The following is a 24,106-nucleotide window of genomic DNA, read 5'->3' on the forward strand; positions in this document are numbered from 1 at the left end:
GGGTGTCGTGCCTCGGACCGTTCTGGTGACCGGAGGAAACCGCGGGATCGGCCTGGCCATCGCCCAGGCGTTCGCGAAGCAGGGCGACCGCGTCGCGGTGACCCACCGCGGGTCGGGTGCGCCGGAGGGACTGCTCGGCGTGCAGTGCGACATCACCGACGCGTCGGCCGTCGACGCCGCCTTCACGTACGTGGAGAACGAGCTCGGCCCGGTCGAGGTCCTGGTGGCGAACGCCGGCATCACCGACGACACGCTGCTGCTGCGGATGAGCGAGGAGCAGTTCGAGCGGGTCATCGACACCAACCTGACCGGCTCCTACCGGGTCGCGAAGCGGGCCAGCGCCAAGATGCTGCGCGCCAAGTGGGGCCGGCTCATCTTCATCTCCTCGGTCGTCGGCCTGTACGGCGGCCCCGGCCAGGTGAACTACGCGGCGAGCAAGGCCGGCCTCGTCGGCATGGCCCGCAGCATCACCCGCGAGCTGGGCAGCCGCAACATCACCGCGAACGTGGTGGCGCCGGGCTTCATCGAGACCGAGATGACGGCCGTGCTCCCGGAGTCCCGCAAGGCGGAGATCATCAAGTCGGTACCCGCCGGGCGTCTCGCCAGTGCGGACGAGGTCGCCGCCGCGGTGACCTTCCTGGCCGGTGACAGCGCGGCGTACATCTCGGGCGCGGTGTTGCCGGTCGACGGTGGTCTCGGAATGGGCCACTGACACTTTTTTCAGGAGAGTTTGAATTGTCTGGACTTCTTGCCGGTAAGCGGCTGCTGATCACGGGGGTCATCACCGACGCCTCGATCGCGTTCTCGGCGGCGAAGGTCGCCCAGGAGAACGGCGCCACCGTGGTGCTGACCGGCTTCGGCCGGCTCTCGCTGGTGGAGCGGATCGCCAAGCGGCTGCCCGAGCCGGCCCCGGTGATCGAGCTCGACGTGACGAACCCCGAGCACCTGAGCGGGCTGGCCGACAAGGTGCGCGAGCACGTCGACGGGCTGGACGGCGTGGTCCACTCGATCGGCTTCGCTCCGCAGTCCTGCCTCGGCGGCGGCTTCCTCGACGCCCCGTGGGAGGACGTCGCGACCGCGCTGCACATCTCGACGTTCTCCTACAAGTCGCTGGCCATGGCGGCGCTGCCGCTGATGGGCCGGGGCGGCTCGATCGTCGGGCTGACCTTCGACGCCACCGTGGCGTGGCCGGTCTACGACTGGATGGGCGTGGCGAAGGCCGGCCTCGAGTCGGCGAACCGCTACCTCGCCCTGCACCTCGGCGAGAAGGGCATCCGCAGCAACCTGGTCTCGGCCGGCCCGCTGCGCACCATGGCCGCCAAGTCGATCCCCGGCTTCGAGCAGTTCGAGGAGGCCTGGCAGACCCGGTCGCCGCTGGGCTGGGACCTGACCGACCAGGAGCCGGCCGCGAAGGCCGTCTGCGCCCTGCTCTCCGACTGGTTCCCGGCCACCACGGGTGAGATGGTCCACGTCGACGGGGGTTACCACGCGATCGGTGCGTGATCCGGTGGCAGGATGGTCGGGTGGTATACGACGCCTTCGTCCTGCTCTCCTTCGGCGGGCCCGAGAAGCCCGATGACGTGATGCCGTTCCTGCGCAACGTGGTGCGCGGGCGCGGAGTTCCGGACGAGCGCCTCGCCGAGGTGTACGAGCACTACATGCACTTCGGCGGGGTCTCCCCGATCAATCAGCAGTGCCGCGATCTGCTGGCGGCCATCGACACGGAGTTCGCGGCCCACGGCATCGGGCTGCCGACGTACTGGGGCAACCGCAACTGGCACCCGATGCTGGCCGACACCGTCGCCCGGATGCGCGATGACGGCGTGGAGACCGCGCTCGGCTTCGCCACCAGCGCGTACGGCGGCTACTCCTCCTGCAAGCAGTACTGGGAGGACATCGCCGCGGCCCGGAAGGCGGTCGGGCCCGGCGCCCCGCGGATTCTCAAGCTGCGCCAGTTCCACGACCACCCCGGCTTCGTCGAGCCGAACATCGAGGCGGTGCGGGACGCGCTCGCCACCCTCGACCCGGCGCGCCGGGCCACCACCCGGGTGGTCTTCACGGCCCACTCGATCCCGGTCAGCATGGCCAAGACGGCCGGCCCGACCGGCGGCCGCTACAACGCCCAGCTCGAGGAGACCGCCCGCCTCGTGCACGCGGCGGCCGCCGCCGACCTGGAGTACGACCTGGTCTGGCAGTCCCGGTCCGGCCCGCCGCAGATCCCGTGGCTGGAGCCGGACATCAACGACCACCTGGAGGCCCTCGCCGAGAAGGGCGTCACCGACGTGGTGGTCAGTCCGATCGGGTTCGTCTCCGACCACCTCGAAGTGATCTGGGACCTGGACAACGAGGCGAAGGACACCGCGGCCCGGCTGGGTCTCGGCTACGTCCGCGCCACCACCCCGGGCATCCACCCCCGGTTCGTCTCGATGGTGCGCGAGCTGGTCCAGGAGCGCACCGCCGAAGCCCCGCACAACAAGATCGGTACGCTCCCGACCTGGGACATGTGTCCCACCGACTGCTGCCCGCCCCCACAGCGACGAGGAGCCCCCGCATGAAGGAACGCAAGGCCATCGAGAGCTGGCTCACCGACATGGACGGCGTGCTCGTCCACGAGGGTGTGCCGGTCCCCGGTGCCCCCGAGTTCGTGAACCGGATGAAGGAGTCCGGCAAGCCGTTCCTCATCCTCACCAACAACTCGATCTATACGCCGCGCGACCTCCAGGCCCGGCTCAACCGGATGGGCTTCGACGTCCCCGAGCAGTCGATCTGGACGGCCGCGCTGGCGACCGCGCAGTTCCTCTCCGACCAGCGGCCGGGCGGCACCGCGTACGTGATCGGCGAGGCCGGCCTGACCACCGCGATGCACGCCTCCGGGTACGTTCTGACCGAGTTCGAGCCGGACTACGTGGTGCTCGGCGAGACCCGGACGTACAGCTTCGAGGCGATCACCAAGGCGATCCGGCTGATCAACGGCGGCGCGAAGTTCATCTGCACCAACCCGGACGCGACCGGCCCGTCCAACGAGGGCCTGCTCCCGGCGGCCGGCTCGGTCGCCGCGATGATCTCGAAGGCGACCGGCGTGCGGCCGTACTTCGTCGGCAAGCCGAACCCGATGATGATGCGCTCGGCGCTCAACGCGATCGGCGCGCACAGCGAGACCACCGCGATGATCGGCGACCGGATGGACACCGACGTGCTGTGCGGTCTCGAGGCCGGCCTCGAGACGATCCTGGTGATGACCGGGATCAGCAGCCGGATGGAGAGCGAGACCTACCCTTACCGGCCGTCCCGCATCGTCAATTCCGTCGCCGATCTGATTGATGAGATCTGATTTCTTACGAAGATGAGCAGGGTCGCCAGAACCATGGCGGCCACCGCCAGGCGGGGATGGTCGAGGCTCCTCCACCAGATCAGGGGGAGCCCGGCCCGCGGCAGCCGCCACCGGCCCACCCCGGTAACCGCGCCCACCGGCACCGGGGTGACGTCGGCTCTCGCGTTGGCGTCACCCTTCGTCACGAGCAGGCCGTCCGGGGTGACCGCGGCGATCCGGTGCAGCGTCGACCGGCCCGGCCGGACCGGGCTGCGGAACCGGACGACCCGGCCCGGCCGGATCCCCTCACCGGTCGGCGGGGCCGTGATCACGATGTCGCCGGTCCGCACGGCCGGGCTCATCGAGCCGCTCACCACGACCGAACCCGACCAGCCGGTCAGCATCGGGATCAGCGCCGCGAGCAGCAGGCCGGCGGCTCTGACGATCACTCTCCACCGTTCGGCGGACGGGCGGTCCGGCTGAGCCCGGCGTCTTGATAGCGTCGCTGCCATGCCGGCGTGGGAAGAGTCTTATCTGGGTCAGCTGCGGGAACTCGCCGGGCCGGAACGCGTCCTCATGACCGTCGGCGCCCGCGCGGTCCTCCGCGACGCGGACGGCCGGGTCCTGCTGATCAAGCGGAGCGACAACGGGCGGTGGGCGCTGCCGGCCGGCACCATGGAGCTCGGCCAGACCCTGCACGACTGCGCCGTCCGCGAGGTGTACGAGGAGACCGGGCTGACCGTGCACCGGGTCACGCCGTTCGCGATCTACTCGGGCGGGCATCTGGCGGAGAACGTGTACGGGCATACGTACCAGCACATCTCGCTGGCCGTCCGGGTCGACGAATGGTCCGGTGACCTGCTCCGCGAGACCGACGAGACCACCGACGCCGCCTTCTACCCGCTCGACGCCCTCCCCGGCGGCGCCACCCACTCGGTCCACGCCTCCCTCGCCGACCTGGCGCGCTTCGAGGCCGGCACCCCCTTCCTCCTCGCATGACGAGCCCTTCCACGTCCGCCGTCGTGGTGGCCGCGGCCTGGGTGTGCGTCCGGGATCGCCGCGTCCTGGTGGTCCGGGCCGAGGGTTCGGACGCCTTCTACCTCCCCGGCGGCAAACCCGAGCCGGGGGAGACCCACGCCGAGGCGGCGGCCCGCGAATCCCTCGAAGAGGTGGGCATCCCCCTCGACCCCTCCTCCCTCCACCCCTTCGTCACGATCGACGCGGAGGCCCACAACCGCCCGGCCGGCACCCGGGTCCGCCTGATCACCTTCACCAGCGACGAGGCCCTCACCGCCGAACCCGAGCCGGCGAGCGAGATAGCCGAGCTGGCCTGGTTCACCACGGCCGACGCGGCCCGCTGCGCACCCGCGATCCAGCTCCTCCTGACCGAGTTGCGGGCCGCCACCCTGATCGACTGACCGGCGCCGCCCTGCCCGCGCCGCCGGCTGCAGCGTGTGGTCGTGACACTCCGTGCGGGACAGCGCTGGGCCGCAGCCGGATCGAGGGCGCGAGGGTCAGGGGCGGGGGCGGCTGAACCAGCGGGTGGCCATCGCCGTGTGGATGCTGAAGCCGAGTTGGGTGGGGCCGTAGAGGACCTCGCGGGCCGGCGCCTCGGTGGTGTCGAGCGGCGGTGGCAGGGCCGCGGCGCTGGGGAGGGCCGGGAGCAGCCCGAAGATGAGGACGGTGCCGTCCGGGGCGCTGACCGTGTCGAAGAGGGTCACGCCTGCGGGGTCGGCGTGGACGCCGGTCTCCTCGGCCAGTTCGCGGACGGCGGCCGCCTGCCAGGTCTCGCCCACCTCGATGAAGCCTCCGGGGAGGGCGAGCAGCCCGTCGGCCGGGGGCAGGCCGCGCCGGATCGCGAGGAGGCCGGCGCCCACCGGCTGGAGTGCCACGGCGACCGGGGTGGGGTTGCGGTAACTGGTCTCGCCACAGGCGCGGCAGCGGCGGGGCCAGGGCTGGCCGGGCTGGTAGCGGGCGCCGCAATACGTGCAGTGCGCCTGCTTGTCCGGCATGCGCTCCGGCCCGAAGTGACGCCGCACGCGCTCAGGACCCGAAAGGCCGGATCGGGTACTGGCCGGGTGGGCATGGGCCGCGCCGGGCCGCGCCTTGGCGTGATGCTTCATGCGGTCAGGGGTGGAGCGGCGCGTTGCAGGCGGCCACCAGCGCCTGGCGGCAGGCGGCGGTCAGCGGGCGCAGGGCCGCGTCCCGGGCCTGGGCCTCGAAACCGTTGACGGCGCCGCCGGGGGCGTTCGTCTCGGCCAGGGCGAGGACCTGGTCGAGGACGCTGGCCCGGGCGAAGAGCCGACGCGAGCGCGGGTCGAAGCCGGGTGGCAGGGTGGCGGTGCTCTCCGGGCGGCGCAGGGCCTGGAGGGCGCCGGCCAGCTCGGGTTTCCACTGGGCCACGTCCAGTTTGGTGAGCGCCATGGTCGCCTCGCCGAGCGCGGCGGTCAGCTCGGCCTCGGCCTCGGCCGCCCCCATCTGGAAGACCTGGCGGTGCTCGGGCGCGACGTGGAAGCGCCACAGCACGGTCTCGAACTCCACCCCGGACCCGGACGTGTGCCGCCGGACCTCGGGCACCACGCCGAACCCGGGCGTCATCACCGCTTCGCCGGCCAGCAGCGCGGCGCCGGTCAGGTCGCTGGGGCCGGGCAGGCCGCGCGGGTCGCCGGGCACCGGCAGGACCAGCCGGATCTCGTCGGGATGCAGTTTCGCGAAGGCCGGCAGGGCCTGGGCGAGCGGCACGTCGGTCCAGGTGCCGGGCGCGTCGGCGACCAGGTGCTCCTCGCCGTCGGCGATCTCGTCGGCGAGCTCGTCGAACGGCACGAGGCCGGCGCGCCAGGCGCGCACCCAGGCGACGAACCTGGTGGACCGGCGGGCGGTGCGGGTGGCCGCCCCAGTTGCGGGTGACATGCGAGCAAGGGTACGTGCCGGTACGGAAGGTTGTCTCGGCTCGGAGCGTCACCACCGGTGTGTTCGTGATCGCGGGTTACCGTGCGGGACATGTATGGGGAGGATGTGCTCGCGGGCGGCCGGCGTCGACGCAAGCCGATACCGGAGGTGGACGCCGAACCGGATCTGGTGGTCGAGGACGCCGATTCCGGGTTCTGCGGCGCGGTCGTCGGCTTCGAGCTGGGCGCCGTGGTGCTGGAGGACCGGTTCGGGAAGCGTCGCAACTTCCCGTTGACGCCGGGGGCGTTCCTGCTCGACGGGGTGACCGTGACCCTGCGGCGGCCGGTCGCCGTGCAAAAACAAAAAAGGAGGATCACCGCCTCCGGCTCGATCGCGGTGAACGACGTCCGGGCGCAGGTCGCCAAGGCCAGCCGGATCTGGGTGGAGGGCATCCACGACGCCGCCCTGGTCGAGCGGATCTGGGGCGACGACCTGCGGATCGAGGGCGTCGTGGTGGAGCCGCTCGACGGCATCGACGACCTGGCCGCCGCGGTCGCCGAGTTCCGGCCGGGCCCGCGGCGCCGGCTCGGGGTGCTCGTCGACCACCTGGTGCCGGGCTCCAAGGAGAGCCGGATCGTGGCCGCCGTGAAGGACCCGGACGTGCTGGTGACCGGTCATCCGTACGTGGACGTCTGGCAGGCCGTGAAGCCGGACCGGGTCGGCCTGCGCGCCTGGCCGGTGATCCCGCCGGGCCGGCCGTGGAAGGAGGGCGTCTGCGAGGCCGCCGGCGTGCGCGAGCCGGCCGACATGTGGCGCCGCATCCTCGCCTCGGTGCACAGCTACAAGGACGTCGAGACGCCGCTGATCAACTCGATGGAGCGCCTGATCGATTTCGTCACCGTCCTGGAGGACTGAGCGCCATTCCAATTCGCCCGGCTGCCTCGGCGAGCCGGTCCGGCGGGTGGGCGGCGTAACCGATCACGAGGCCGGGCGGGCCGGGCCGGCGCCGGTGCCAGGAGAGCGGGTGGACCATCACGCCGGCGGCCGCCACCCGCTCGGCGAGGACCGTGTCGGGCGTGTCCCCGTACCCCTCCAGCATGACCAGAAGATGGAGCCCGGCAGCGACGCCGGCCACCCGCGCGCCGGGGAGATGCGCGCGCAGCGCGCCGAGCAGGGCGTCGCGGCGGCGGCGCTGGCGCTCCCGGACCGCGCGCAGATGACGCTCGTAGTCGCCGGAGGCCAGCAGCTCGGCGAGGACCAGCTGGGGCACGGCCGGATTGCCGAGATCGGTCGCGTGTTTCGCGGCGAGCAGCGCCGTCTGCATCCGGCGCGGGGCGACGAGCCAGCCGAGCCGCATGCCGGGCGCGAGCGATTTGGAGACGCTGCCGAGGTACGCGACCCGTTCCGGCGCCGATCCCTGGAGTGCCGCGACCGGCGACCGGTCGTAGCGGTGCTCGGCGTCGTAGTCGTCCTCGATGATCAGTCCCGGCCAGGCGAGGAGGGTGCGACGGCGGCCGGGGCTGAGCACGACCCCGGTCGGGAACTGGTGTGCCGGGGTGAGCAGCGCCGCCGCGGCGTCCGCCAGCAGGTCGGTCCGCATCCCCTCGTCGTCCACCGCGACGCCGGTGGTCCGCATCCCCCAGTAGGCGAGCTGGTCGGTGGCGCCGCGCGATCCGGGGTCCTCGACGGCCACATCGCTCACGCCCTCGCCGCGCAGGACCTGCGCGAGCAGGGCGAGACCTTGCGCTACGCCCGCGGTGACGACCACGTCGTCCGCTTCGGCCCGGACCCCACGGGTACGGGAGAGCCAGCCGACCAGCTGCGACCGGAGTCCCGGCGCGCCGCCCGGGTCGCCGTATCCCAGATCGGAACCGGTCACCCGGTCGAGCACCGTCCGCTCGGCCCGCAGCCACGCCGTGCGCGGGAACGCGGACAGGTCGGGCACGCCGGGGGAGAGGTTCAGGTCGATGCCGTCCGGAGTGGAGAGGGGCAGGCGCAGCTCGTCGAGGGTGCGCCGGCGGTCGAGGGCGGGCCGCCGGGTCCCGGGCCGGCCGGTGACCACGGTGCCCGAACCGGTCCGGGCCGCGGCCAGGCCCTCGTCGGTGAGCCGCTGGTAGGCCTGGACCACGACGCCCCGGGACACGCCGAGCTCGGCGGCGAGCTGCCGGGTGGCGGGCAGCCGGTCGCCCGGTGCGAGCCGGCCGGCGGCCACGGCCGTGCGCAGCCCGCCGGCCAGCCAGGCGGTCAGCCCCTTGGCCGGGGCGGCGCCGGGGCGCAGCTGAAGAAAGTCCGAGCCCGGAATTGGTCCGCTTCCTTCCGTGCGGATTGGTCCTCGAACCGAACCATATCGCGGCGCAGGATCGGGGGCGTGAAAGCGTTACCCGTGATTTCCGGCGCCGCCGGGATGGTCTTCGTCGGCGGCAGCGTGGCCGTGTCGGGGCATCTCGCCGGCGCGCCGCTGTTCACCGTGCAGGCGCTCCGCTACGGCGCCGCCTTCCTCCTGCTGCTGGCCTGGGCCCGGTTCACCGGCGCCCGGCTGCACCGCCCGCGGGGGACCGAGTGGCTGTGGCTGCTCGGCGTCACCGGCACCGGGCTGCTGCTCTTCAACGTCGCCCTGGTCCGCGGCGCCGCGCACGCCGAGCCGGCCGTCCTCGGCGTGGCCGTCGCGTGCGTGCCGATCCTGCTGGCGGTCGGCGGCCCGATGCTGGAGGGTCGCAGCCCGTCCCAGCGCGTGATCCTGGCGGCCGTCGTGGTGACCGCCGGCGCCGCCCTGGTCCAGGGCCTGGGCCGTACCGACGCGGCCGGGCTGGCCTGGGCGTTCGTGACGTTCGCGTGCGAGGCCGCGTTCACCCTGCTCGCGGTCCCGCTGCTCGGCCGGCACGGCCCGCTCGGCGTCTCGGCGCACACCACCTGGCTGGCCGCGGTGCTGTTCGGGGTGGCCGGCGCGGTGACCGAGGGCCCGGCCGCGGTGGCCCGGCTGACCGCCGCCGACCTGCTGGCCGGCGCCTATCTGGCGGTCGCCGTGACCGCCCTGGCGTTCCTGCTCTGGTACACCTGCGTCGACCGGATCGGCGCGGGCCGCGCCGGCCTGCTCACCGGGGTGGCGCCGATCAGCGCGGCGCTCGCCGGGATGGCGCTGGGCGGGCCGTCGCCGCGCCCGCTCGTCTGGCTCGGCATCGCGACGGTCGCCGTGGGCCTCGGGGTGGGGCTGACCGGGCGTGGCCCGGCTTCGCCGGAACGTGCCCCGGGCCGGTGCCGTCCCGGGGTGCCGCGGCGGCTTGAGGCTCGGGCGTGGCGGCGGTCCGAGGGCGTAGGGCCGGAGTCCCGTGGCCGCGGCGACGACCACCCGCCCCGGGCCGGAACGACGAAGGCCGGGCTCCCCTCCGCCTCGATCTTGTGAAGTTGCGCCGGACCGTCTCTGCACAGATTCACAAGATCGCGGTCGGGGGAAGCGCGGCCGGGGGGCGGCCGGGGCGCGGCCGAGGGCGCGGCCGGGTCGTCTTTGGCTCGATCTTGTGGAGTTGTGCTGGACCGTTTCTGCGCAGATTCACAAGATCGCGGTCGGGAGGGAGGGGGAGGGAGGGGGAGGGCGGTCGGGGCGCGAGCGGATGGGGCGAAGGCCGGTCCCCGGCGGGACCGGCCTTCCCCTCGTACGCATCAGGCTTTTTGAATGTGATCCTCGCCCGCGTAATCCGCGCCGCCCAGCGCGGCCGTCGGCGGGACCTGCGGAAGGGCCGACGATGTGGACTCCGCCTCGGCCGCCCGGACCTCGGCGTTCACCCGCTGCGCCTCGGCGGCCGCAGCCTCGGCCGCCGCTGCCGCCTCCCGCTCGACCGCCTCCGAGTCGACGTTCTGCGAGGGAACGTCGCCGGCCATGTTCGCGAGACCGCCCAGCGCGCCGCCGAGACCCTCGAGGGCCTTGGTCAGCTCGGTCGGCACGATCCAGACCTTGTTGGCCGAGCCGTTCGCGATCTGCGGCAGGGACTGGAGGTATTGGTAGGCGAGCACCTTCTGCGACGGGTTCGCCTGGTGGATGGCGTCGAAGACGGTACGGATCGCCTTGGCCTGCCCCTCGGCCTGCAGGATCCGGGCCTGCCGGTCACCGTCGGCGCGCAGCACGGCCGCCTGCTTCTCACCCTCGGCCGTGAGGATCTGCGCCTGCTTGTGGCCCTCGGCGTTGAGGATCGCGGCCCGCCGGTCACGCTCGGCGCGCATCTGCTTCTCCATCGAGTCGCGGATGCTGGGCGGCGGCTCGATCGCCTTGATCTCGACCCGGGTGACCTTGATGCCCCAGCGGCCGGTGGTCTCGTCGAGGACGCCGGACAGGTGCTTGTTGATCTCCTCGCGGCTGGTCAGGGCGCGCTCCAGGTCGAGCGAGCCGATCACGTTGCGCAGGGTGGTGACGGTGAGCTGCTCGATCGCCTGGAGGAAGTGGGAGATCTCGTAGGTGGCCCGCACCGGGTCGACGACCTTGAAGTAGAGCACCGTGTCGATCGAGACGACCAGGTTGTCCGAGGTGATCACCGGCTGCGGCGGGAAGGAGACCACCTGCTCGCGCATGTCCACCTTGGTGCGGACCGCGTCGATGAACGGCACCAGCAGGTTCAGCCCGGGCGAGAGGGTGCGCTTGTATTTGCCGAGGCGCTCGACCACGTCCATGCGCTGCTGCGGGACGATCCGCACCGACTTCACGAGGGTCGTCACCGCGAAGACCGCGATGACGATGACGAGCACCAGGATGATGGCTTCCATGACGCCTCTCAGGTTGTCGAAGAGCGTTACTAGACGTCGGGGAGATCGTCGTCGTGCCAGACCAGGACGGTGGCGCCCCGGACCTTGACGACGCGCACGCGGTCGCCGGGCTGGAACGACTCGTTGCCGTCGAACGAGCGGGCCTGCCACAACTCGCCGTCGATCTTCACCATGCCACGGCCGGCGTCGACCGCGTCGACGACGGTGCCGCGGGCGCCCGCCATCGCCTCGATGCCGAACGGCGTGTCGCCCGTCTCGATCGCGGGGCGGGCGTGCCGCATCACGATCGGCCGGACCGCGGCCACCGAGAGGCCGGAGACCAGGGCGAAGACGATGACCTGGACGAGCAGCGGCGCACCGAGAGCGGCCGCGCCGGCGGCCGCGGCGGCGCCCGCCGCGAAGAAGATGACGAGAATCGTCGCGGTGAAGGCCTCGCCGATCACCAGCGCGATGGCGAGGACGATCCAGAGTACGGCTTCCACATCATCGATCGTGGCACGTCCGCGCACGTCCGGCACATGACGATTCGGCGTAGCCGAATCGTCATCGAACAGTTAAACCCGTCAGTCCCCCCACCGAGAGGTTCCACCGTGTCGCTGCTTCCGGAGACCGCCCGCCGCGTCGACGAGATCGCCGCCCGGGCCCAATCCACCGGCCGGGTGCCGTCGCTCGCCCTCGCGGTCGTCCGGGACCGTGCCGTGCTGCACTTCGCGGCCGCCGGCGAGCAGCCCCGCCCGGATCCGAAGACGCAGTACCGCCTCGGGTCGATCACCAAGACGATCACCGCGACGCTGGTGATGCAGCTGCGCGACGAGGGCTTCTTCGCCCTGGACGACCTGCTCTACCGGCACCTGCCCGGCACCCCGATCGGCGGGGTGACGCTGCGGCAGCTGCTCGGGCACGTCTCCGGCCTGCAGCGCGAGCCGGACGGCCCGTGGTGGGAGCGCACCGCCGGCGGGGACGTCGACCGGCTGCTGGCCGGGCTGACGTACGAGAAGCTGGCCGGGCAGCCGTTCCGCCGGTACCGGTACTCGAACCTGGCGTACGGGCTGCTCGGCGCGGTGCTGGAACGCGTCACCGGGCAGAGCTGGATCGAGCTGGCCGGCAAGCGGGTGCTCGACCCGCTCGGGATGAAGCGGACCACCTACGCGCCGGTCGAGCCGTACGCCCGCGGCTACGTCGTGCACGACCTCGGCGGCGCGCTGCACGAGGAGCCGCGCCCGGACACCGGGGCGATGGCGCCGGCCGGGCAGCTGTGGTCGACGGTGACCGACATGGCCAAGTGGGCCGGATTCCTGGCCGACCCGGCCCCGGCCGTGCTGGCCCGGGAGACCGTCGACGAGATGTGCACGCCGGTGGTGCTCAGCGACCTCGAGTCGTGGACCGCCGGGCACGGTCTGGGCCCGCAGCTCTTCCGGGTGGGGGAGCGGGTCTACGTCGGCCACGGCGGCTCCATGCCGGGGTACGTCGCACACCTGGTGGTCCACCGGCGGAGCCGGCTCGGTGTGATCGTCTTCGCCAACGCGTACGGCCTGACCGGCGACCACATCCGGGACGTGGCGCTGCGGACGCTCACGACCGTCGTCGACGACGAGCCCTCGCCGGTCGTGCCGTGGCGGCCGCCGGTCGTCCCGTCCGGCGAGGCGGCCGAACTGTGCGGGCGCTGGTGGTGGATGGGCAGCGAGTACGAGGTCGTGCCGGACGGCGAGGCGCTCGTGATGACCGGGCCGTACCACCGCACCCGCTTCGTCCGGGAGGCCCCGGATCGGTGGCGCGGGGTCGAGGGCGCCAACGAGGGTGAGTTCCTGCGGGCGGTGCGGGGCGGGGACGGCGCCGTGGAGGCGTTGGACATCGCGACCTTCGTCTACTGCAGAGATGCGAGCCACCTGGCCTGACTTTTCCCATTTTTTGGTGAAATAGCCCACGGTTTAAGTCCGGCCTGACATGCTTCCTCGCAGGATCCGACCGGCGCCCCCGGCCGCTCGGCTCGTTGCCCCTGCGAACCTCGTGCCTGCCACGGGCCGTGTGAACAAGGCGGAGCCATGAGCATCAGCCAACGTCAGACCGCCAGCGGGCGTCCCCTCCGGGTGGCGCCGGCCTGGGTCGGCGCGCCCACCTCGGTGGCCGGCGCGGAGGCGGTCGGGCTGGACACCGTCCCGGTCCGGGACGCCGTGTGGATCTGGTCGGTCCGCCGGTACGCCCGGCTCGCGCTCTGGGCGCTGCCGGTCGCGGCGGTCCTCTACGGCTGGCTCACCCTCGGCGTCAGCAGCGCTCCCGGCCCGCTCGCGGTACGCCTGCTCGCGGGCTGGCTCGCCACGGTCGCGCTGATCGCGCTCGCCGGGTTGCTGGCCGGCTCCCGTACCCGGCGGTGTGCTCTCACCGGGCTGCTGGTGACCCTCGCCGGATCCACGACGCTGGTGCCGCTCGCCGCCCTCCCGGAGGAGGCGGTGATCGAGAGCGCGCCGATCGTGACCGGTCATGTGCCGGCCCTCGTCACCGCGGCCGGGACGATCACCGGGGTGGGGTTGCTGCTGCTCGGCTGGGCGGTGTTCCGCTCGAAGCTGGTCAACCCGGCGGACGGGGTCCTGATGATGCTGGCGGCCCTGGCGATCGGGTCGGAGTCGTACGCGGCCAAGCCACTGCCCACGGTGGGGGCGCTGCTGCTGCTCGCGGCCGGGATGGGCCTGGCCTGGACCGGGGGGCGGCTGCTCCCGAAGGCGTCCGGTTTCTAGGCCGCCGGCTTTCAGACCGACGCGAAGCGGGCGGCGAAGGCCACCGCTCCCATGTCGCCCTCGCGCAGGCGTCCGGCGATCTCGGCCTCGCCGATCGACTCCAGGATGCGGACCGCGGACCGGATCGCGGCCGGCTCGCCGCGCAGCAGCTGGCGGGCGAACCGCGACTGGGTGGAGCGCAGCGTCGCGAACGCGCACAGGTCGAGCGCCTTCACGAACTCCTCGGTCAGGGTGCCGGCCTGGGCGTGCTCGACGACGAGGCTCTGCAGCCAGTCCGGCCAGTAGCCGTACTTGCCGAGGACCCGGCCCGCGTAGATCGCCTCGGCCGGGGTGCGGCCCGAGTTGAGCAGCTGGGCGGTGACGTTGACGTTCAGGTGCGAGACGCGCAGCGCCGAGACGAAGACGCGCAGCAGCGCCACCGCGCCGACCCGGGCCTCCATCTCGGCGGCGGCCCGGGCGTACTCGCCGTCGATCACCCAGGAGACCGCCAGCGCCTCGGCGAGCGTCGACTGGTCGACGTCGCGGACCGCGAGCCGGGCGATCGTCTCGCGGAGCCGTTCGGCGGCGGCGAGATACCGATCGTGCAGGCCCTCGCTCTTCGGCTTGTTGCGGTAGAGGATCGTGATGTCGGCGGCGATGTCCGCCTCCCGCTGGAGCAGCTGCGACGTGATCTTGGGGAGCAGCAGCTCGGTCAGGCCGGTGGTGAGGATCGCCTCGTCGAACCGTTCGGTGGCGGTCTCGAACTGCTTCCACCACTCGACGGGGTGCGTCACGGAGGCTTCGGCAGTCATGGCTTCCTGATCGGCGGGGAAGCGCCCGGGTTGCCGTTATCCGGTGTGAATCACAGAAATCTGATAGGGGACGGCCGGCTCGATCAGGAGACCAGCTCCGCGATGTCGAGCGGGGCGGCGCCGCTCGTCGCCGCCTCGCGGTCCGGGTAGAGCGCGAACAACCCGTCCAGCTTCATCGTGTGCAGCACGGTCAGCACGAACCGCGACGGCGCGGCCAGCGCGAACCGGCCGCCCTGCTGCTTCGCCTCCTGATGGGCGCGGACCAGCAGCCCGAGCCCGGCCGAGTCGATGATGTGCACGGCCCGGAGGTCGACCACGACGTCCCGGCCCTCGCCGGCCGCCTCCATGAGCGCCGGCCGGATCAGCTCGGCCACGTCCCGGTCGAGGTCGGTCAGCGGGGTGACGATCACGGTGTCGGTCATCGTTCGTTCCTTGCGGTCACCGCCACGGCGGCCAGTCCGGCGCCGGCGAAGAGGACTTGGAGCAGAAACTCGACGAACGTCAGGCTGGTGCGTTCGGCGTTCGACAGCCGCGTGACGACGCTGGCGAGCACGGCCGCGCCGACGCCCGCGGCGAACGGCAGCCAGAGCGGCAGCCCCCGGCGGCGCAGCGGCACGAGCGCGGCCAGGCCGGCGACGATGCCGACGGCGACCGCGGCGGCCAGGCTGACGGCCGTCATGCTGTACCTCCCGAAGGAAGGGGAACCGGGATCTCACAGCCTGGCCCGGTGGCTTGGCGAAACCGGCCCGCGGCCATGACAGTTCGGTGACAAACCCCTCGTCTCAGGCACGTGAGGGGCGACCGCGCGTTCCGGGCGGCATCATGCGGATATGACCGCCGTGCTGCTGATCGAGGACGACGACCGGATCCGGCTGTCGCTGTCCATGGCCCTGGAGGACGAGGGGTACACCGCGTACACCGCCGCCACCGCCGAGGAGGGGCTCGCTGAACAGCGCCGCCGTCCCGCCGACACCGTCCTGGTCGACCTGATGCTGCCCGGGATGGACGGCTTCGAGTGCATCCGGCAGCTCCGCCGGGACACCGAGGTGCCGATCATCGTGATCAGCGCCCGGGACGACACCCACGACGTGGTGGCGGCGCTCGAGGCGGGCGCCGACGACTACGTCATCAAGCCGGTGGCGATCAAGGAGCTGGCCGCGCGGCTGCGGGCCCTGCGGCGCCGGGCCCAGGTGACGGCCGCCGCGGCGCCCGCCACCCCGTCGGCGACGGTGCTCGCGTTCGGCGACCTGGAGGTGAGCCCGGACGCCGGCGAGGTCAGGCTGAACGGCACGCCCGTGGCGGTGACCCGGACCGAGTTCCGCCTGCTCTGCGAGCTCGCCGCCCACCCCGGCCTGGTCCTGTCCCGGCAGCAGCTGCTGCAGCGCGTCTGGGGCTACGAGTTCGGCGACGAGCGGGTGGTGGACGTGCACGTGGGCCGGCTCCGCCACAAGATCGAGGTGGACAACAAGGAGCCCCGCCACCTGGTGACGGTCCGGGGCCTGGGCTACAAACTGCAGCCGTGAAGCCGATCGGCCTGCGGGCCCGGGTGAGCGCCGCGTTCGCGGTCGGCGCGCTGCTGCTCTCGGCCAGCGTGAGCCTGGTCTCGTACGAGCTGATCCGGAACACGCTCTTCGCCGAGCGGGAGCGGACCGCGGTGCGGGCCGCGTACTTCGACGCCACCGTGGTGAACGCCGGGATCGCCGGGCCGTCGCCGGACGTCTCCGAGGCACTGCGGGCGCTCGACACCGGCGCCGACCGGTACGTCCTGCTCCAGATGGGCGGCCAGTGGTACTCCCGGACGGCCGAGCCGGCGGCCGGTTCGGCGATCCCGGCGAAGCTCCAGGAGATGCTCGCCCGGGGCGAGGCCGGCGCGCAGCGGATCACCCGGGATGCCGGCCCGGCGCTCGTCGTCGGAGTGCCGCTGTCCGGTTCGTCCTCGTTCTACGAGATCGTGTCGCTGCGGGAGCTGGACCGTACCCTCCAGCTGCTGGCGCTGGTGCTCGCGGCCGTCGCCATCATGGTCGCGGCCGGCGGCGCGGCCGTCGGCTGGTACGTCACCCGGTACGCGCTGCGTCCCCTCACCGTGGTGGCCGGCGCCGCCCGCGAGGTGGCCGCCGGCGATCTGGGCACCCGGATCGACCCGGACACCGAGCCCGACCTCGCCACCCTCTCGCTCGCCTTCAACGACATGGCCGACCAGCTGGCCCGCCGGTTGGAGCGGGACCGCCGGTTCGCCGCGGACGTGAGCCACGAGCTGCGGTCGCCGCTGCAGACGCTGTCGGCGGCGGTCAGCGTGATCGAGCGGCGCAAGGACGGCTTCGACGAGCGCTCCGCGCAGGCCGTCACGCTGATCGCGGCCGAGGTGAACCGGTTCCAGGACCTCGTCGACGACCTGCTGGAGCTGGCCCGCAGCGACCGGCCGGTGCAGCGGGAGCCGGTCGAGATGGCCGAGCTGGCCCGCGCGGTGTGCCGGTCCCGCGGGCTGCCGGAGGATCTGGTCGTGACGCTGCCGGGCACCCCGGACACGTGGCGGGTGGACCGCCGCCGGGTGGAGCAGACGCTGGGCAATCTCGTCGACAATGCGATCCGGTACGGGGGAGGCCCGGTCGCCGTCCGGCTGGGCTCGGCCGGCGGCGGCTGCTTCGTCGAGGTCGACGACGAGGGGCCCGGCGTGGCCGAGGAGCACCGCCCGGTGATCTTCGACCGGTTCGTGCGCGGGCCGGCCGCGAACGCGCGCGGCGGCGGCGACGGCACCGGCCTGGGCCTGTCGATCGTGGCGGGGCACGTGGCCGCGCACGACGGCCGGGCCTCGGTCGGGGACCGGCCGGGCGGCGGAGCACGGTTCCGGGTGGAGTTCTCATGTTGAGACGACGCTTGGCGCTGCTGCCGGTGCTGCTGGTCGCGGGCTGCGGCATCCCGGCCCAGGACGAGCCGCACGAGGTGACCCTCCCGCACGGCGGGCAGAACACCGTGACGGCCGGCCCGGCCCCCGGCGGCGAGGTCGCCGAGGTGCTCTGCATGGTCCGCGACGGCCGCCTCGTGCAGGCGGTCCGCCGGGTCAGCTCGGTGCCCACCCCGCAGCGGCAGCTCGACGACCTGATCGCCGGCCCGACCGCGGCCGAGCGCGGGCTCGGGCTCTCGACGGCGCTGGCCGGGATCGCGCTGTCCGCCCGCGACTCCGGCGGCGGCGTGACGGTCGAGGTGACCGAGGAGGAGGACGCCGGCAGCGCCCGCAGCGACGAGGTCCTCGCGTACGCCCAGATCGTCTGCACGCTCACGGCCCGGGCCGATGTGGCGTCGGTGTCGTTCACTCAGGAGGGCGACCCGCTGCGGGTGCCGCGCGCCGACGGCTCGCTCACCGACCGCCCGCTGCGGGGTTGGGATTACAGCTCGCTGATCGCCCCTGCCTGAAAGTCATGAACCTGTCGTGGTTCTGGGGCAGGAGTGCCACATCCGCCGGTCACCGTTGTCCGAGCCGGCGAGCGAAAGGTGTGGCGTGCTTCTTCTCCTCATCCTGCACGCCGTGGCCGCCCTCGCCGCGCCGATCCTGGTGCGGTTCGGCGGCAACCGCGTGCTGTACGGCCTGGCGCTGGTGCCAGCCTGCACCCTTTTATACGCATTTTTCGGAAATATTGGGTACGAGGTTCACCCCTGGGTTCCCCAGCTCGGCGTGAACCTGGCGTTCCACATGGGTCCGCTGGCCCGGCTGATGATGATGATCGTCGGCGGGATCGGCGCGATCGTCCTGGTCTACAGCGCCCGCTACTTCACCGACGGCGAGGGCCGGTTCGCCGGCACGCTGCTCGCGTTCGCGGCCTCGATGACCGGGCTGGTGCTCGCCGACGACCTCATCGTGCTCTACGTGTTCTGGGAGCTCACGACCGTCTTCTCGTACCTGTTGATCGGTCATCGCCCGGAACAGGCGGCGGCCCGCCGGGCCGCCATGCAGGCGCTCGTCGTGACCACCGCCGGTGGGCTGGCCATGCTGGTCGGGTTCGTGATGCTCGGCGAGCACGCCGGCACCTACCGCTGGTCGGAGATCTCCGCGGGGCAGCTGCCCTCGAGCGGCTACCTGGTCACCGCGGCCGTGCTGATCCTGGCCGGCGCGCTCTCCAAGTCGGCGATCTTCCCGTTCAGCTTCTGGCTGCCGGCCGCCATGGCCGCTCCCACGCCCGCGTCGGCGTACCTGCACGCCGCGTCGATGGTGAAGGCCGGCGTCTTCCTGATCGGCCTGCTCGGCCCGGCGTTCGGCGACGTCGCCGCGTGGCGGGCGATCACGGTGGCGGCCGGCCTGGTCACGATGCTGCTCGGCGGCTGGGCCGCGATGCGCCAGAACGACCTCAAGCTCGTCCTCGCCTACGGCACGGTCAGCCAGCTCGGCCTGCTCACCGTCGCGTTCGGCGCCGGCACCCGGGCGGCCGCGCTGGCCGGCGCCGCGCTGCTGCTCGCCCACGCCCTCTTCAAGGCCGCGCTCTTCCTCGTGGTCGGCGTGATCGACCGCGTCACCGGCACCCGTGACCTGCGCGAGCTGAGCGATCTCGGCCGTCGCCTGCCGGTGCTCGCGACGGCCGCCGGCGTCGCCGTGGCGTCGATGGCGGGCATCCCGCCGCTCGCCGGTTTCGCCGGGAAGGAGGCCGCCTTCGCGGCCTTCGAGCAGGACCGCCTCGTTCTTCTCACCCTGGTTGCCGGGTCCGGCTTGACCGTTGCGTACGGGCTGAGGTTCCTCTGGGGTGCCTTCGCCCGCAAGCCCGGGGTTCCGGCGGCCGCCCCCGCTTCTCCCGGCGTGCTCTTCACGGCGCCGGCCGTGCTGCTGGCCGTCCTGAGCCTGGCCGCCGGCCTGCTGATCACCCGCCTCGACGTCCTGCTCGCGCCGTGGGCGGACGCCTTCGGCGGGCCGGCCTACCACCTCGGGCTCTGGCACGGCTTCGGTCTGCCGGTGCTGCTCTCGGTCGCGGTGCTCGCGATCGGCCTGTCGGTCTGGTTCGGCGTGGCCCGCCGCGGACCGTGGCCCGCCCAGCGCTTCCCGGCGGCCGAGTCGGTCTACCGCTCGATCATGGCGGCCGTGGACCGGGCCGCCGTCGAGGTGACCGGCGCGACGCAGCGCGGCTCGCTGCCGTTCAGCCTCGGCTCGATCCTGGTCGTCATGGTCGTCATCGGCGCCGTGACGCTCGGCCTCGGCGCGCCCTGGCCGGCGGCCGGCCTGCGCCTCTGGGACAGCCCGCTGCAGCTCGTCGCGGGCGCCGTGGTGGCCGCGTCCGCGCTGCTCGCGGCCCGGGCCCGGCGGCGGATGACCGCGATGATCCTGGTCGGCGTCGGCGGGTACGGCGTGGCGGTCCTCTTCATCCTGCACGGCGCGCCCGACCTGGCTCTCACCCAGTTCCTCGTGGAGACCGCCACGATCGTGATGTTCCTGCTGGTCCTGCGGCGGTTGCCGGCGTTCTTCTCGGCCCGCCCGCTGATCGGCAGCCGGATCGTCCGCAACCTGGTGGCGGTGGCGTCCGGCCTGGTCGCGGCCGGCATGGCGTACGCGGCGGTCAGCGGCCGGCAGGCCATCCCCATCTCGATCGACTTCCCGGACCTCTCGGTCTCGTACGGCGGCGGCACCAACATCGTCAACGTGGCGCTCGTCGACATCCGCGCCTGGGACACCATGGGCGAGATCTCGGTGCTCGTGGTGGCCGCGACCGGCGTGGCCAGCCTGATCTTCCGGCGGGACGGCGCGCTGCGGCACCGGGTGCCCTCGTCGTCGTCGCTCCCGGACGGCGGGGCCGGCTGGCTGCGGGCCGGGGACACCCCGGAGGCCCGCCGGCAGTCGATCATCCTGCAGGTGGTGGCCCGGCTGCTGTTCCACACGATCGTGCTGTTCTCGATCTACCTGCTCTTCTCCGGCCACAACGCGCCGGGCGGCGGGTTCGCCGGCGGGCTGGTGGCCGGCCTGGCCCTGACCACCCGCTACCTGGCCGGCGGCAAGCCCGAGCTCAACGCGGCCGCGCCGGTCGACGCCGGGGTGGTCCTCGGCGCCGGGTTGCTGACCGCCGTCGGCGCCGGACTGGCCGCGATGGTCGCCGGCGGGGAGGTCCTGCAAAGTGCGCTGGTCGACGTACACATGCCGGTCTTCGGCCATGTGCACTTCGCGACGAGCGTGGTCTTCGACGTCGGGGTCTACCTGATCGTCGTGGGCCTGGTGCTGGAGATCCTGCGGTCGCTCGGCGCCGAACTGGACCGCCAGCACGCCTCCTGGGAGGACGCCTCCCCATCCGTCCCGGCCGCCCCGGACCGCGAGAAGGAGCTGGTATGACGCCGAATCTGGTCTACGTCGTCGTCATCGGCGTGCTGTTCGCGGCCGGTGTCTCGATGCTGCTCGAACGCAGCCTCACCCGGGTGCTGATGGGCATGATCCTGCTCGGCAACGGCGTGAACCTGCTGATCCTGCTCGGCGGCGAGGCCGGCGCCCCGCCGATCGTGGGCGGCGCGCCGGAGGAGGAGATGGCCGATCCGCTGCCGCAGATCATGATCCTCACGGCCATCGTGATCACGCTCGGCATGACGGCGTTCCTGCTGGCGCTCGCCTACCGGAGCTGGGCCATGTCCGGGCACGACGAGGTGCAGGACGACGTCGAGGACAAGCGGATCATGATGCTGGCCGAGCGCGACGAGGGTTCCGGCGTCGCCGACTCGGACGAGTCCGACGCGGCCGGCCCGGTCGCCGTCTCGGAGGGACGCCGATGACCTGGCTGGTTCCCCTTCCGGTGACGATCCCGCTGCTCGGGGCCGCGCTCACGCTGCTCATGAACGGCCGGCCGCGGGTGCAGCGGACCGTCAGCCTCACCGCGCTCACGGTGACCCTGCTCGTATCGTCCGCCCTGCTCTACCTCTCCACGACCGAGGGCGCGCTGGTCGTCGCGGTCGGTGGCTGGGCCGCGCCGCTCGGCATCGTGCTGGTCGCCGACGAGCTGGCCTCGCTCATGCTCGTCGTCTCGGCGGCCGTCACGGTCTGCGTGCTGATCTACTCGATCGGGCAGGGCATGGCGGACGGCCACGAGGAGACGCCGCTCTCGGTCTACCACCCGGCATACCTGATCCTGACCGCCGGCGTGACCAACGCGTTCCTGGCCGGAGACCTGTTCAACCTCTACGTCGGGTTCGAGATCCTGCTGGTGGCGAGCTACGTTCTGCTCACCATCGGCGGCACCGAGAACCGGATCCGGGCCGGGACGACGTACATCGTGGTGAGCCTCCTCTCCTCGGTGATCTTCCTGACCGCGATCGGGCTGGTCTACGCGGCCACCGGCACGCTCAACATGGCGCAGCTCGCGGAACGGCTGGACGGGCTGCCGGACGGGCTCAAGCTGATCCTCCAGGGCATGCTGCTGCTCGCCTTCGGGATCAAGGCGGCGGTGTTCCCGCTCTCGTCGTGGCTGCCGGACAGCTACCCGACCGCTCCGGCGCCGGTCACCGCCGTGTTCGCCGGCCTGCTCACGAAGGTCGGCGTGTACGCGATCATCCGTACCGAGACCCTGCTCTTCCCCGGCGGGCGCGCCACAGTGGTCCTGCTGGTGCTCGCGCTGCTCACCATGGTGGTCGGCATCCTCGGCGCGGTTGCCCAGTCGGACATCAAGCGGCTGCTGTCGTTCACGCTGGTCAGCCACATCGGGTACCTGCTCTTCGGCGTCGGGCTCACCAGCCGGCTCGGGATGGCCAGCGCGATCTTCTACGTGGTCCACCACATCACCGTGCAGACGACGCTCTTCCTCGCGGCCGGGCTCATCGAGAAACGCGGCGGCAGCACGGCGCTGGACCGGCTCGGCGGCCTGGCGCGGCTCAACCCGGTCCTGGCCGTCGCGTTCCTGATCCCGGCGCTGAACCTGGCCGGCATCCCGCCGTTCTCCGGCTTCATCGGCAAGCTCGGCCTGATCGAGGCCGGTGTCACCGACGGCGGGCCGCTGGCCTGGCTGCTCGTCGCCGGCAGCGTGCTGACCAGCCTGCTCACCCTCTACGCGATCGCCCGGGTCTGGAACCTCGCCTTCTGGCGCGCCCCGAACCCGGCCATGCCCGCCCCCGAGGCCGGACGGTGCCCGCCCATGATGATCGTCCCGACCCTGGCCCTCGTCGCGTTCGGCGTGGCGCTCACCGTGGTGGCGGGGCCGCTCTTCGCGGTCGGTGATCAGGCGGCCGGGGATCTGAGCGACCGAGCCGGGTACGCCCGTTCGGTGCTCGCCGAGTCCGCTTCCTCGTCGGGCGGTGCCCCGTGAGCGCGGGGCGCTGGCGGGACCGCTGTGTCGCCGCGGTCGCGCTCACCGTCATCTGGACGCTGCTCTGGGGCGGCGTCACCCCGATCACGGTGGTCGGCGGCCTGCTCATCGCCGTCGTCGTGCTGACCGTCTTCCCGCTGCCGCCGGTCACCTACGCGGGCCGCATCCACCCGCTCGGCGTCCTCCGGTTCGCCGTCCGGTTCGCCGCCGACATGGTGGTGGCGAGCGCGCAGGTGGCGCTGCTGGCGTTCCGGTTCGGGACGACCGTGCGGAGCGCCGTCATCGCGGTACGCCTGCGGGTCCCGTCCGACCTCGGCCTGACGCTGACCGCCGAGGCGCTGTCGCTGGTGCCGGGCAGCCTCATCGTCGAGGTCGACCGGGAACGCGGCGTTCTGTACGTACACGTGCTCGGGGTCTCCTCGCTCGAAGAGGTCGAACGTTTCCGCGGCGAGGTGCTGGCCCTGGAGCGCCGGATCGTCGACGCCTTCGGCTCGCCGTCGGAGCGTGCTCTTTTCCGAGGGGAACCCGCATGACCGCCGTAGCCGTGATCGTCACCGTGCTGCTGACCGCCGGCGCCGTCCTCACCCTGGTCCGGGTGGTCCGCGGCCCGACGATCCTGGACCGCATCATCGCCATGGACGTGCTGCTCGCCATCGTGATGGCCGCGATCGGCGCCGAGGCCGCCTTCTCCCGCGACGCCACCGCCCTGCCGATCCTGGTGGTCCTCTCGATCCTGGGCTTCATCGGCTCGGTCAGCGTCGCCCGCTTCGCCACCCGGAGGCCACCCCGATGATCGACGCCGTCGCCTGGCTCTGCCTGATCCTCGGAGCCCTCCTCAGCCTCTCCGCGGGCGTCGCCCTGCTGCGCTTCCCCGACCTGCTGTCCCGCATGCACGCCGCCACGAAACCGCAGGTCCTCGGCCTGCTGCTGATCCTGGCCGGCTGCGCCCTGAGCCTCCGCGACCACCTGGGCGTCCTGCTCCTCGTAGCCGTCTTCCAGATGGCCACGGCCCCGGTCGCGGCCCACATGGTCGGGCGGGCGGGGTATCGCTCCGGGCGGGTCCGCGAGGATCTCCTGATAGCCGACGAGCTGGCGACCACCCAGCCGTCACCGGCCGACCCGGCCGCCGCTTCGTCTGCCGCCGACGCCGCGTCCACGGTCGGCCCGGTGTCCACGGTCGGCCCGGTGTCCACGGTCGGCCCGGTGTCCACGGTCGGCCCGGTGTCCACGGTCGGCTCGGTGTCCACGACGGGCTCGGTGTCCGCGGCCGGCTCCCGGTCGGCGGGCGGCTCCTCGACCACCGGCGACAGCCCGATGAGCGAGCCGCGAACTCGCTGACCCTCGATCCCCGCCGGCCGGAATGCCCCCGTGAACCCACCT

The 24,106-nt window shown here is 72.7% G+C and carries 26 protein-coding genes and 2 pseudogenes; 19 read left to right on the plus strand and 9 right to left on the minus strand.

Translation table 11 applies throughout. The features are described from left to right. Positions 1-7: 7 nt before the first annotated feature. From fabG to AB0G10_RS21265, 4 genes are read left to right on the plus strand one after another with little or no spacing between them, the layout of a single operon-like run. The gene (gene fabG, locus AB0G10_RS21250) at positions 8-712 is read left to right on the plus strand and encodes a 3-oxoacyl-ACP reductase FabG (RefSeq protein ID WP_360924079.1); all 705 of its coding nucleotides are present in this window, start codon (positions 8-10) and stop codon (positions 710-712) included. Positions 713-735: 23 nt separating this feature from the next. Next, a complete protein-coding gene (fabI, locus tag AB0G10_RS21255; RefSeq protein WP_360924082.1) occupies positions 736-1,503 on the plus strand; it encodes an enoyl-ACP reductase FabI in 768 nt (255 codons plus the stop codon). Between the two features lie 20 nt (positions 1,504-1,523). Continuing rightward, positions 1,524-2,555: a ferrochelatase gene (locus AB0G10_RS21260; protein WP_360924085.1), complete on the plus strand. Its 1,032-nt coding sequence runs from the start codon at positions 1,524-1,526 to the stop codon at positions 2,553-2,555. Beyond that, the gene (locus AB0G10_RS21265; RefSeq protein WP_360924087.1) at positions 2,552-3,331 is read left to right on the plus strand and encodes an HAD-IIA family hydrolase; all 780 of its coding nucleotides are present in this window, start codon (positions 2,552-2,554) and stop codon (positions 3,329-3,331) included. The genes AB0G10_RS21260 and AB0G10_RS21265 overlap by 4 nt, the downstream gene beginning before the upstream one ends. On the opposite strand, the gene AB0G10_RS21270 is transcribed toward AB0G10_RS21265, so the two are convergent. Then, entirely contained in the window at positions 3,277-3,759 is a 483-nt protein-coding gene (locus AB0G10_RS21270; RefSeq protein ID WP_360924090.1) for a signal peptidase I, read from the minus strand. The two genes, AB0G10_RS21265 and AB0G10_RS21270, sit on opposite strands and share 55 nt — an antisense overlap. Before the next feature lie 61 nt (positions 3,760-3,820). Here AB0G10_RS21270 and AB0G10_RS21275 point away from each other — a divergent pair, with 61 nt between their 5' ends. After that, positions 3,821-4,309, plus strand: coding sequence for an NUDIX domain-containing protein (locus AB0G10_RS21275; protein ID WP_360924093.1), 489 nt, complete (start codon positions 3,821-3,823; stop codon positions 4,307-4,309). Next, on the plus strand, positions 4,306-4,728 hold the full coding sequence (locus tag AB0G10_RS21280) for an NUDIX domain-containing protein (RefSeq protein ID WP_360924096.1): 423 nt from the start codon (positions 4,306-4,308) through the stop codon (positions 4,726-4,728). Before AB0G10_RS21275 ends, AB0G10_RS21280 begins: the two co-directional genes overlap by 4 nt. A 96-nt stretch (positions 4,729-4,824) precedes the next feature. On the opposite strand, the gene AB0G10_RS21285 is transcribed toward AB0G10_RS21280, so the two are convergent. Together AB0G10_RS21285 and AB0G10_RS21290 are read right to left on the minus strand one after the other, a co-directional pair. Next, positions 4,825-5,322: an NUDIX domain-containing protein gene (locus tag AB0G10_RS21285; RefSeq protein ID WP_360925006.1), complete on the minus strand. Its 498-nt coding sequence runs from the start codon at positions 5,320-5,322 to the stop codon at positions 4,825-4,827. Between the two features lie 115 nt (positions 5,323-5,437). Further along, complete coding sequence (locus AB0G10_RS21290; protein WP_360924099.1) at positions 5,438-6,220, minus strand: hypothetical protein; 783 nt, start codon at positions 6,218-6,220, stop codon at positions 5,438-5,440. 90 nt (positions 6,221-6,310) lie between these two features. Between AB0G10_RS21290 and AB0G10_RS21295 the strand changes: the two genes are divergently transcribed. After that, positions 6,311-7,114 carry a DUF3097 domain-containing protein gene (locus AB0G10_RS21295; protein WP_360924102.1) on the plus strand — a complete coding sequence of 268 codons (804 nt, stop codon included), beginning with the start codon at positions 6,311-6,313 and terminating at the stop codon, positions 7,112-7,114. On the opposite strand, the gene AB0G10_RS21300 is transcribed toward AB0G10_RS21295, so the two are convergent. Beyond that, positions 7,095-8,411 (minus strand): PLP-dependent aminotransferase family protein, encoded by a 1,317-nt coding sequence (locus AB0G10_RS21300; RefSeq protein WP_360924105.1) that lies wholly within the window; start codon positions 8,409-8,411, stop codon positions 7,095-7,097. The genes AB0G10_RS21295 and AB0G10_RS21300 overlap by 20 nt on opposite strands. A 156-nt stretch (positions 8,412-8,567) precedes the next feature. Here AB0G10_RS21300 and AB0G10_RS21305 point away from each other — a divergent pair, with 156 nt between their 5' ends. Continuing rightward, positions 8,568-9,599, plus strand: coding sequence for a DMT family transporter (locus AB0G10_RS21305; RefSeq protein WP_360924108.1), 1,032 nt, complete (start codon positions 8,568-8,570; stop codon positions 9,597-9,599). A gap of 257 nt (positions 9,600-9,856) precedes the next feature. Here the strand turns inward: AB0G10_RS21305 and AB0G10_RS21310 are convergent, their stop codons facing one another. Next, the gene (locus AB0G10_RS21310) at positions 9,857-10,951 is read right to left on the minus strand and encodes an SPFH domain-containing protein (RefSeq protein ID WP_360924111.1); all 1,095 of its coding nucleotides are present in this window, start codon (positions 10,949-10,951) and stop codon (positions 9,857-9,859) included. A 29-nt stretch (positions 10,952-10,980) separates the two neighbouring features. Beyond that, on the minus strand, positions 10,981-11,433 hold the full coding sequence (locus tag AB0G10_RS21315; RefSeq protein ID WP_360924114.1) for an NfeD family protein: 453 nt from the start codon (positions 11,431-11,433) through the stop codon (positions 10,981-10,983). A gap of 108 nt (positions 11,434-11,541) precedes the next feature. On the opposite strand from AB0G10_RS21315, the gene AB0G10_RS21320 reads away from it, so the two are divergent. Next, a complete protein-coding gene (locus tag AB0G10_RS21320; protein ID WP_360924117.1) occupies positions 11,542-12,846 on the plus strand; it encodes a serine hydrolase domain-containing protein in 1,305 nt (434 codons plus the stop codon). A gap of 147 nt (positions 12,847-12,993) precedes the next feature. Beyond that, a complete protein-coding gene (locus AB0G10_RS21325; protein ID WP_360924120.1) occupies positions 12,994-13,683 on the plus strand; it encodes a hypothetical protein in 690 nt (229 codons plus the stop codon). A gap of 11 nt (positions 13,684-13,694) precedes the next feature. On the opposite strand, the gene AB0G10_RS21330 is transcribed toward AB0G10_RS21325, so the two are convergent. The 3 genes and pseudogenes from AB0G10_RS21330 to AB0G10_RS21340 all read right to left on the minus strand — a co-directional run bounded on the left by AB0G10_RS21330 (position 13,695) and on the right by AB0G10_RS21340 (position 15,153). Further along, positions 13,695-14,474 carry a hypothetical protein gene (locus AB0G10_RS21330; protein ID WP_360924123.1) on the minus strand — a complete coding sequence of 260 codons (780 nt, stop codon included), beginning with the start codon at positions 14,472-14,474 and terminating at the stop codon, positions 13,695-13,697. 83 nt (positions 14,475-14,557) lie between these two features. Further along, positions 14,558-14,884: pseudogene (locus AB0G10_RS21335) on the minus strand (STAS domain-containing protein); the annotation flags it as partial. Between the two features lie 8 nt (positions 14,885-14,892). After that, a complete protein-coding gene (locus AB0G10_RS21340) occupies positions 14,893-15,153 on the minus strand; it encodes a GlsB/YeaQ/YmgE family stress response membrane protein (RefSeq protein WP_360924125.1) in 261 nt (86 codons plus the stop codon). 151 nt (positions 15,154-15,304) lie between these two features. On the opposite strand from AB0G10_RS21340, the gene AB0G10_RS21345 reads away from it, so the two are divergent. From AB0G10_RS21345 to mnhG, 9 genes and pseudogenes are all read left to right on the plus strand, one after another. Then, complete coding sequence (locus AB0G10_RS21345; protein WP_360924128.1) at positions 15,305-15,997, plus strand: response regulator transcription factor; 693 nt, start codon at positions 15,305-15,307, stop codon at positions 15,995-15,997. Then, positions 15,994-17,340: a HAMP domain-containing sensor histidine kinase gene (locus tag AB0G10_RS21350; protein WP_360924131.1), complete on the plus strand. Its 1,347-nt coding sequence runs from the start codon at positions 15,994-15,996 to the stop codon at positions 17,338-17,340. The genes AB0G10_RS21345 and AB0G10_RS21350 overlap by 4 nt, the downstream gene beginning before the upstream one ends. Next, positions 17,334-17,885, plus strand: coding sequence for a GerMN domain-containing protein (locus tag AB0G10_RS21355; protein ID WP_360924134.1), 552 nt, complete (start codon positions 17,334-17,336; stop codon positions 17,883-17,885). The genes AB0G10_RS21350 and AB0G10_RS21355 overlap by 7 nt, the downstream gene beginning before the upstream one ends. 85 nt (positions 17,886-17,970) lie before the next feature. After that, a complete protein-coding gene (locus AB0G10_RS21360; RefSeq protein WP_360924137.1) occupies positions 17,971-20,772 on the plus strand; it encodes a Na+/H+ antiporter subunit A in 2,802 nt (933 codons plus the stop codon). Then, positions 20,769-21,203: a Na(+)/H(+) antiporter subunit C gene (locus AB0G10_RS21365; RefSeq protein WP_360924140.1), complete on the plus strand. Its 435-nt coding sequence runs from the start codon at positions 20,769-20,771 to the stop codon at positions 21,201-21,203. Before AB0G10_RS21360 ends, AB0G10_RS21365 begins: the two co-directional genes overlap by 4 nt. Next, the gene (locus AB0G10_RS21370; RefSeq protein WP_360924143.1) at positions 21,200-22,726 is read left to right on the plus strand and encodes a Na+/H+ antiporter subunit D; all 1,527 of its coding nucleotides are present in this window, start codon (positions 21,200-21,202) and stop codon (positions 22,724-22,726) included. The genes AB0G10_RS21365 and AB0G10_RS21370 overlap by 4 nt, the downstream gene beginning before the upstream one ends. Continuing rightward, positions 22,723-23,259 carry a Na+/H+ antiporter subunit E gene (locus AB0G10_RS21375; protein WP_360924146.1) on the plus strand — a complete coding sequence of 179 codons (537 nt, stop codon included), beginning with the start codon at positions 22,723-22,725 and terminating at the stop codon, positions 23,257-23,259. Before AB0G10_RS21370 ends, AB0G10_RS21375 begins: the two co-directional genes overlap by 4 nt. Further along, positions 23,256-23,519 (plus strand): monovalent cation/H+ antiporter complex subunit F, encoded by a 264-nt coding sequence (locus AB0G10_RS21380; protein WP_360924149.1) that lies wholly within the window; start codon positions 23,256-23,258, stop codon positions 23,517-23,519. The genes AB0G10_RS21375 and AB0G10_RS21380 overlap by 4 nt, the downstream gene beginning before the upstream one ends. Beyond that, positions 23,516-23,821 (plus strand): annotated as a pseudogene (mnhG, locus tag AB0G10_RS21385) (monovalent cation/H(+) antiporter subunit G); the annotation flags it as partial. The gene AB0G10_RS21380 and the pseudogene mnhG, both read left to right, overlap by 4 nt. Positions 23,822-24,106 lie beyond the last annotated feature (285 nt).

Origin of the sequence: Actinoplanes sp. NPDC023714, assembly GCF_040639855.1 — a bacterium.
GTDB lineage: Bacteria > Actinomycetota > Actinomycetes > Mycobacteriales > Micromonosporaceae > Actinoplanes.

Bases quoted from the DNA above. Each gene is read 5' to 3' on its own strand.
- AB0G10_RS21380 (WP_360924149.1), top strand. From the start codon at position 23,256: ATGACCGCCGTAGCCGTGATCGTCACCGTGCTGCTGACCGCCGGCGCC.
- AB0G10_RS21370 (WP_360924143.1), top strand. From the start codon at position 21,200: ATGACCTGGCTGGTTCCCCTTCCGGTGACGATCCCGCTGCTCGGGGCC.
- AB0G10_RS21265 (WP_360924087.1), top strand. From the start codon at position 2,552: ATGAAGGAACGCAAGGCCATCGAGAGCTGGCTCACCGACATGGACGGC.
- AB0G10_RS21275 (WP_360924093.1), top strand. From the start codon at position 3,821: ATGCCGGCGTGGGAAGAGTCTTATCTGGGTCAGCTGCGGGAACTCGCC.
- AB0G10_RS21310 (WP_360924111.1), bottom strand. From the start codon at position 10,951: ATGGAAGCCATCATCCTGGTGCTCGTCATCGTCATCGCGGTCTTCGCG.
- AB0G10_RS21330 (WP_360924123.1), bottom strand. From the start codon at position 14,474: ATGACTGCCGAAGCCTCCGTGACGCACCCCGTCGAGTGGTGGAAGCAG.
- AB0G10_RS21290 (WP_360924099.1), bottom strand. From the start codon at position 6,220: ATGTCACCCGCAACTGGGGCGGCCACCCGCACCGCCCGCCGGTCCACC.
- AB0G10_RS21325 (WP_360924120.1), top strand. From the start codon at position 12,994: ATGAGCATCAGCCAACGTCAGACCGCCAGCGGGCGTCCCCTCCGGGTG.
- AB0G10_RS21365 (WP_360924140.1), top strand. From the start codon at position 20,769: ATGACGCCGAATCTGGTCTACGTCGTCGTCATCGGCGTGCTGTTCGCG.
- AB0G10_RS21355 (WP_360924134.1), top strand. From the start codon at position 17,334: ATGTTGAGACGACGCTTGGCGCTGCTGCCGGTGCTGCTGGTCGCGGGC.
- AB0G10_RS21285 (WP_360925006.1), bottom strand. From the start codon at position 5,322: ATGCCGGACAAGCAGGCGCACTGCACGTATTGCGGCGCCCGCTACCAG.
- AB0G10_RS21295 (WP_360924102.1), top strand. From the start codon at position 6,311: ATGTATGGGGAGGATGTGCTCGCGGGCGGCCGGCGTCGACGCAAGCCG.
- AB0G10_RS21340 (WP_360924125.1), bottom strand. From the start codon at position 15,153: ATGACGGCCGTCAGCCTGGCCGCCGCGGTCGCCGTCGGCATCGTCGCC.
- AB0G10_RS21345 (WP_360924128.1), top strand. From the start codon at position 15,305: ATGACCGCCGTGCTGCTGATCGAGGACGACGACCGGATCCGGCTGTCG.
- AB0G10_RS21280 (WP_360924096.1), top strand. From the start codon at position 4,306: ATGACGAGCCCTTCCACGTCCGCCGTCGTGGTGGCCGCGGCCTGGGTG.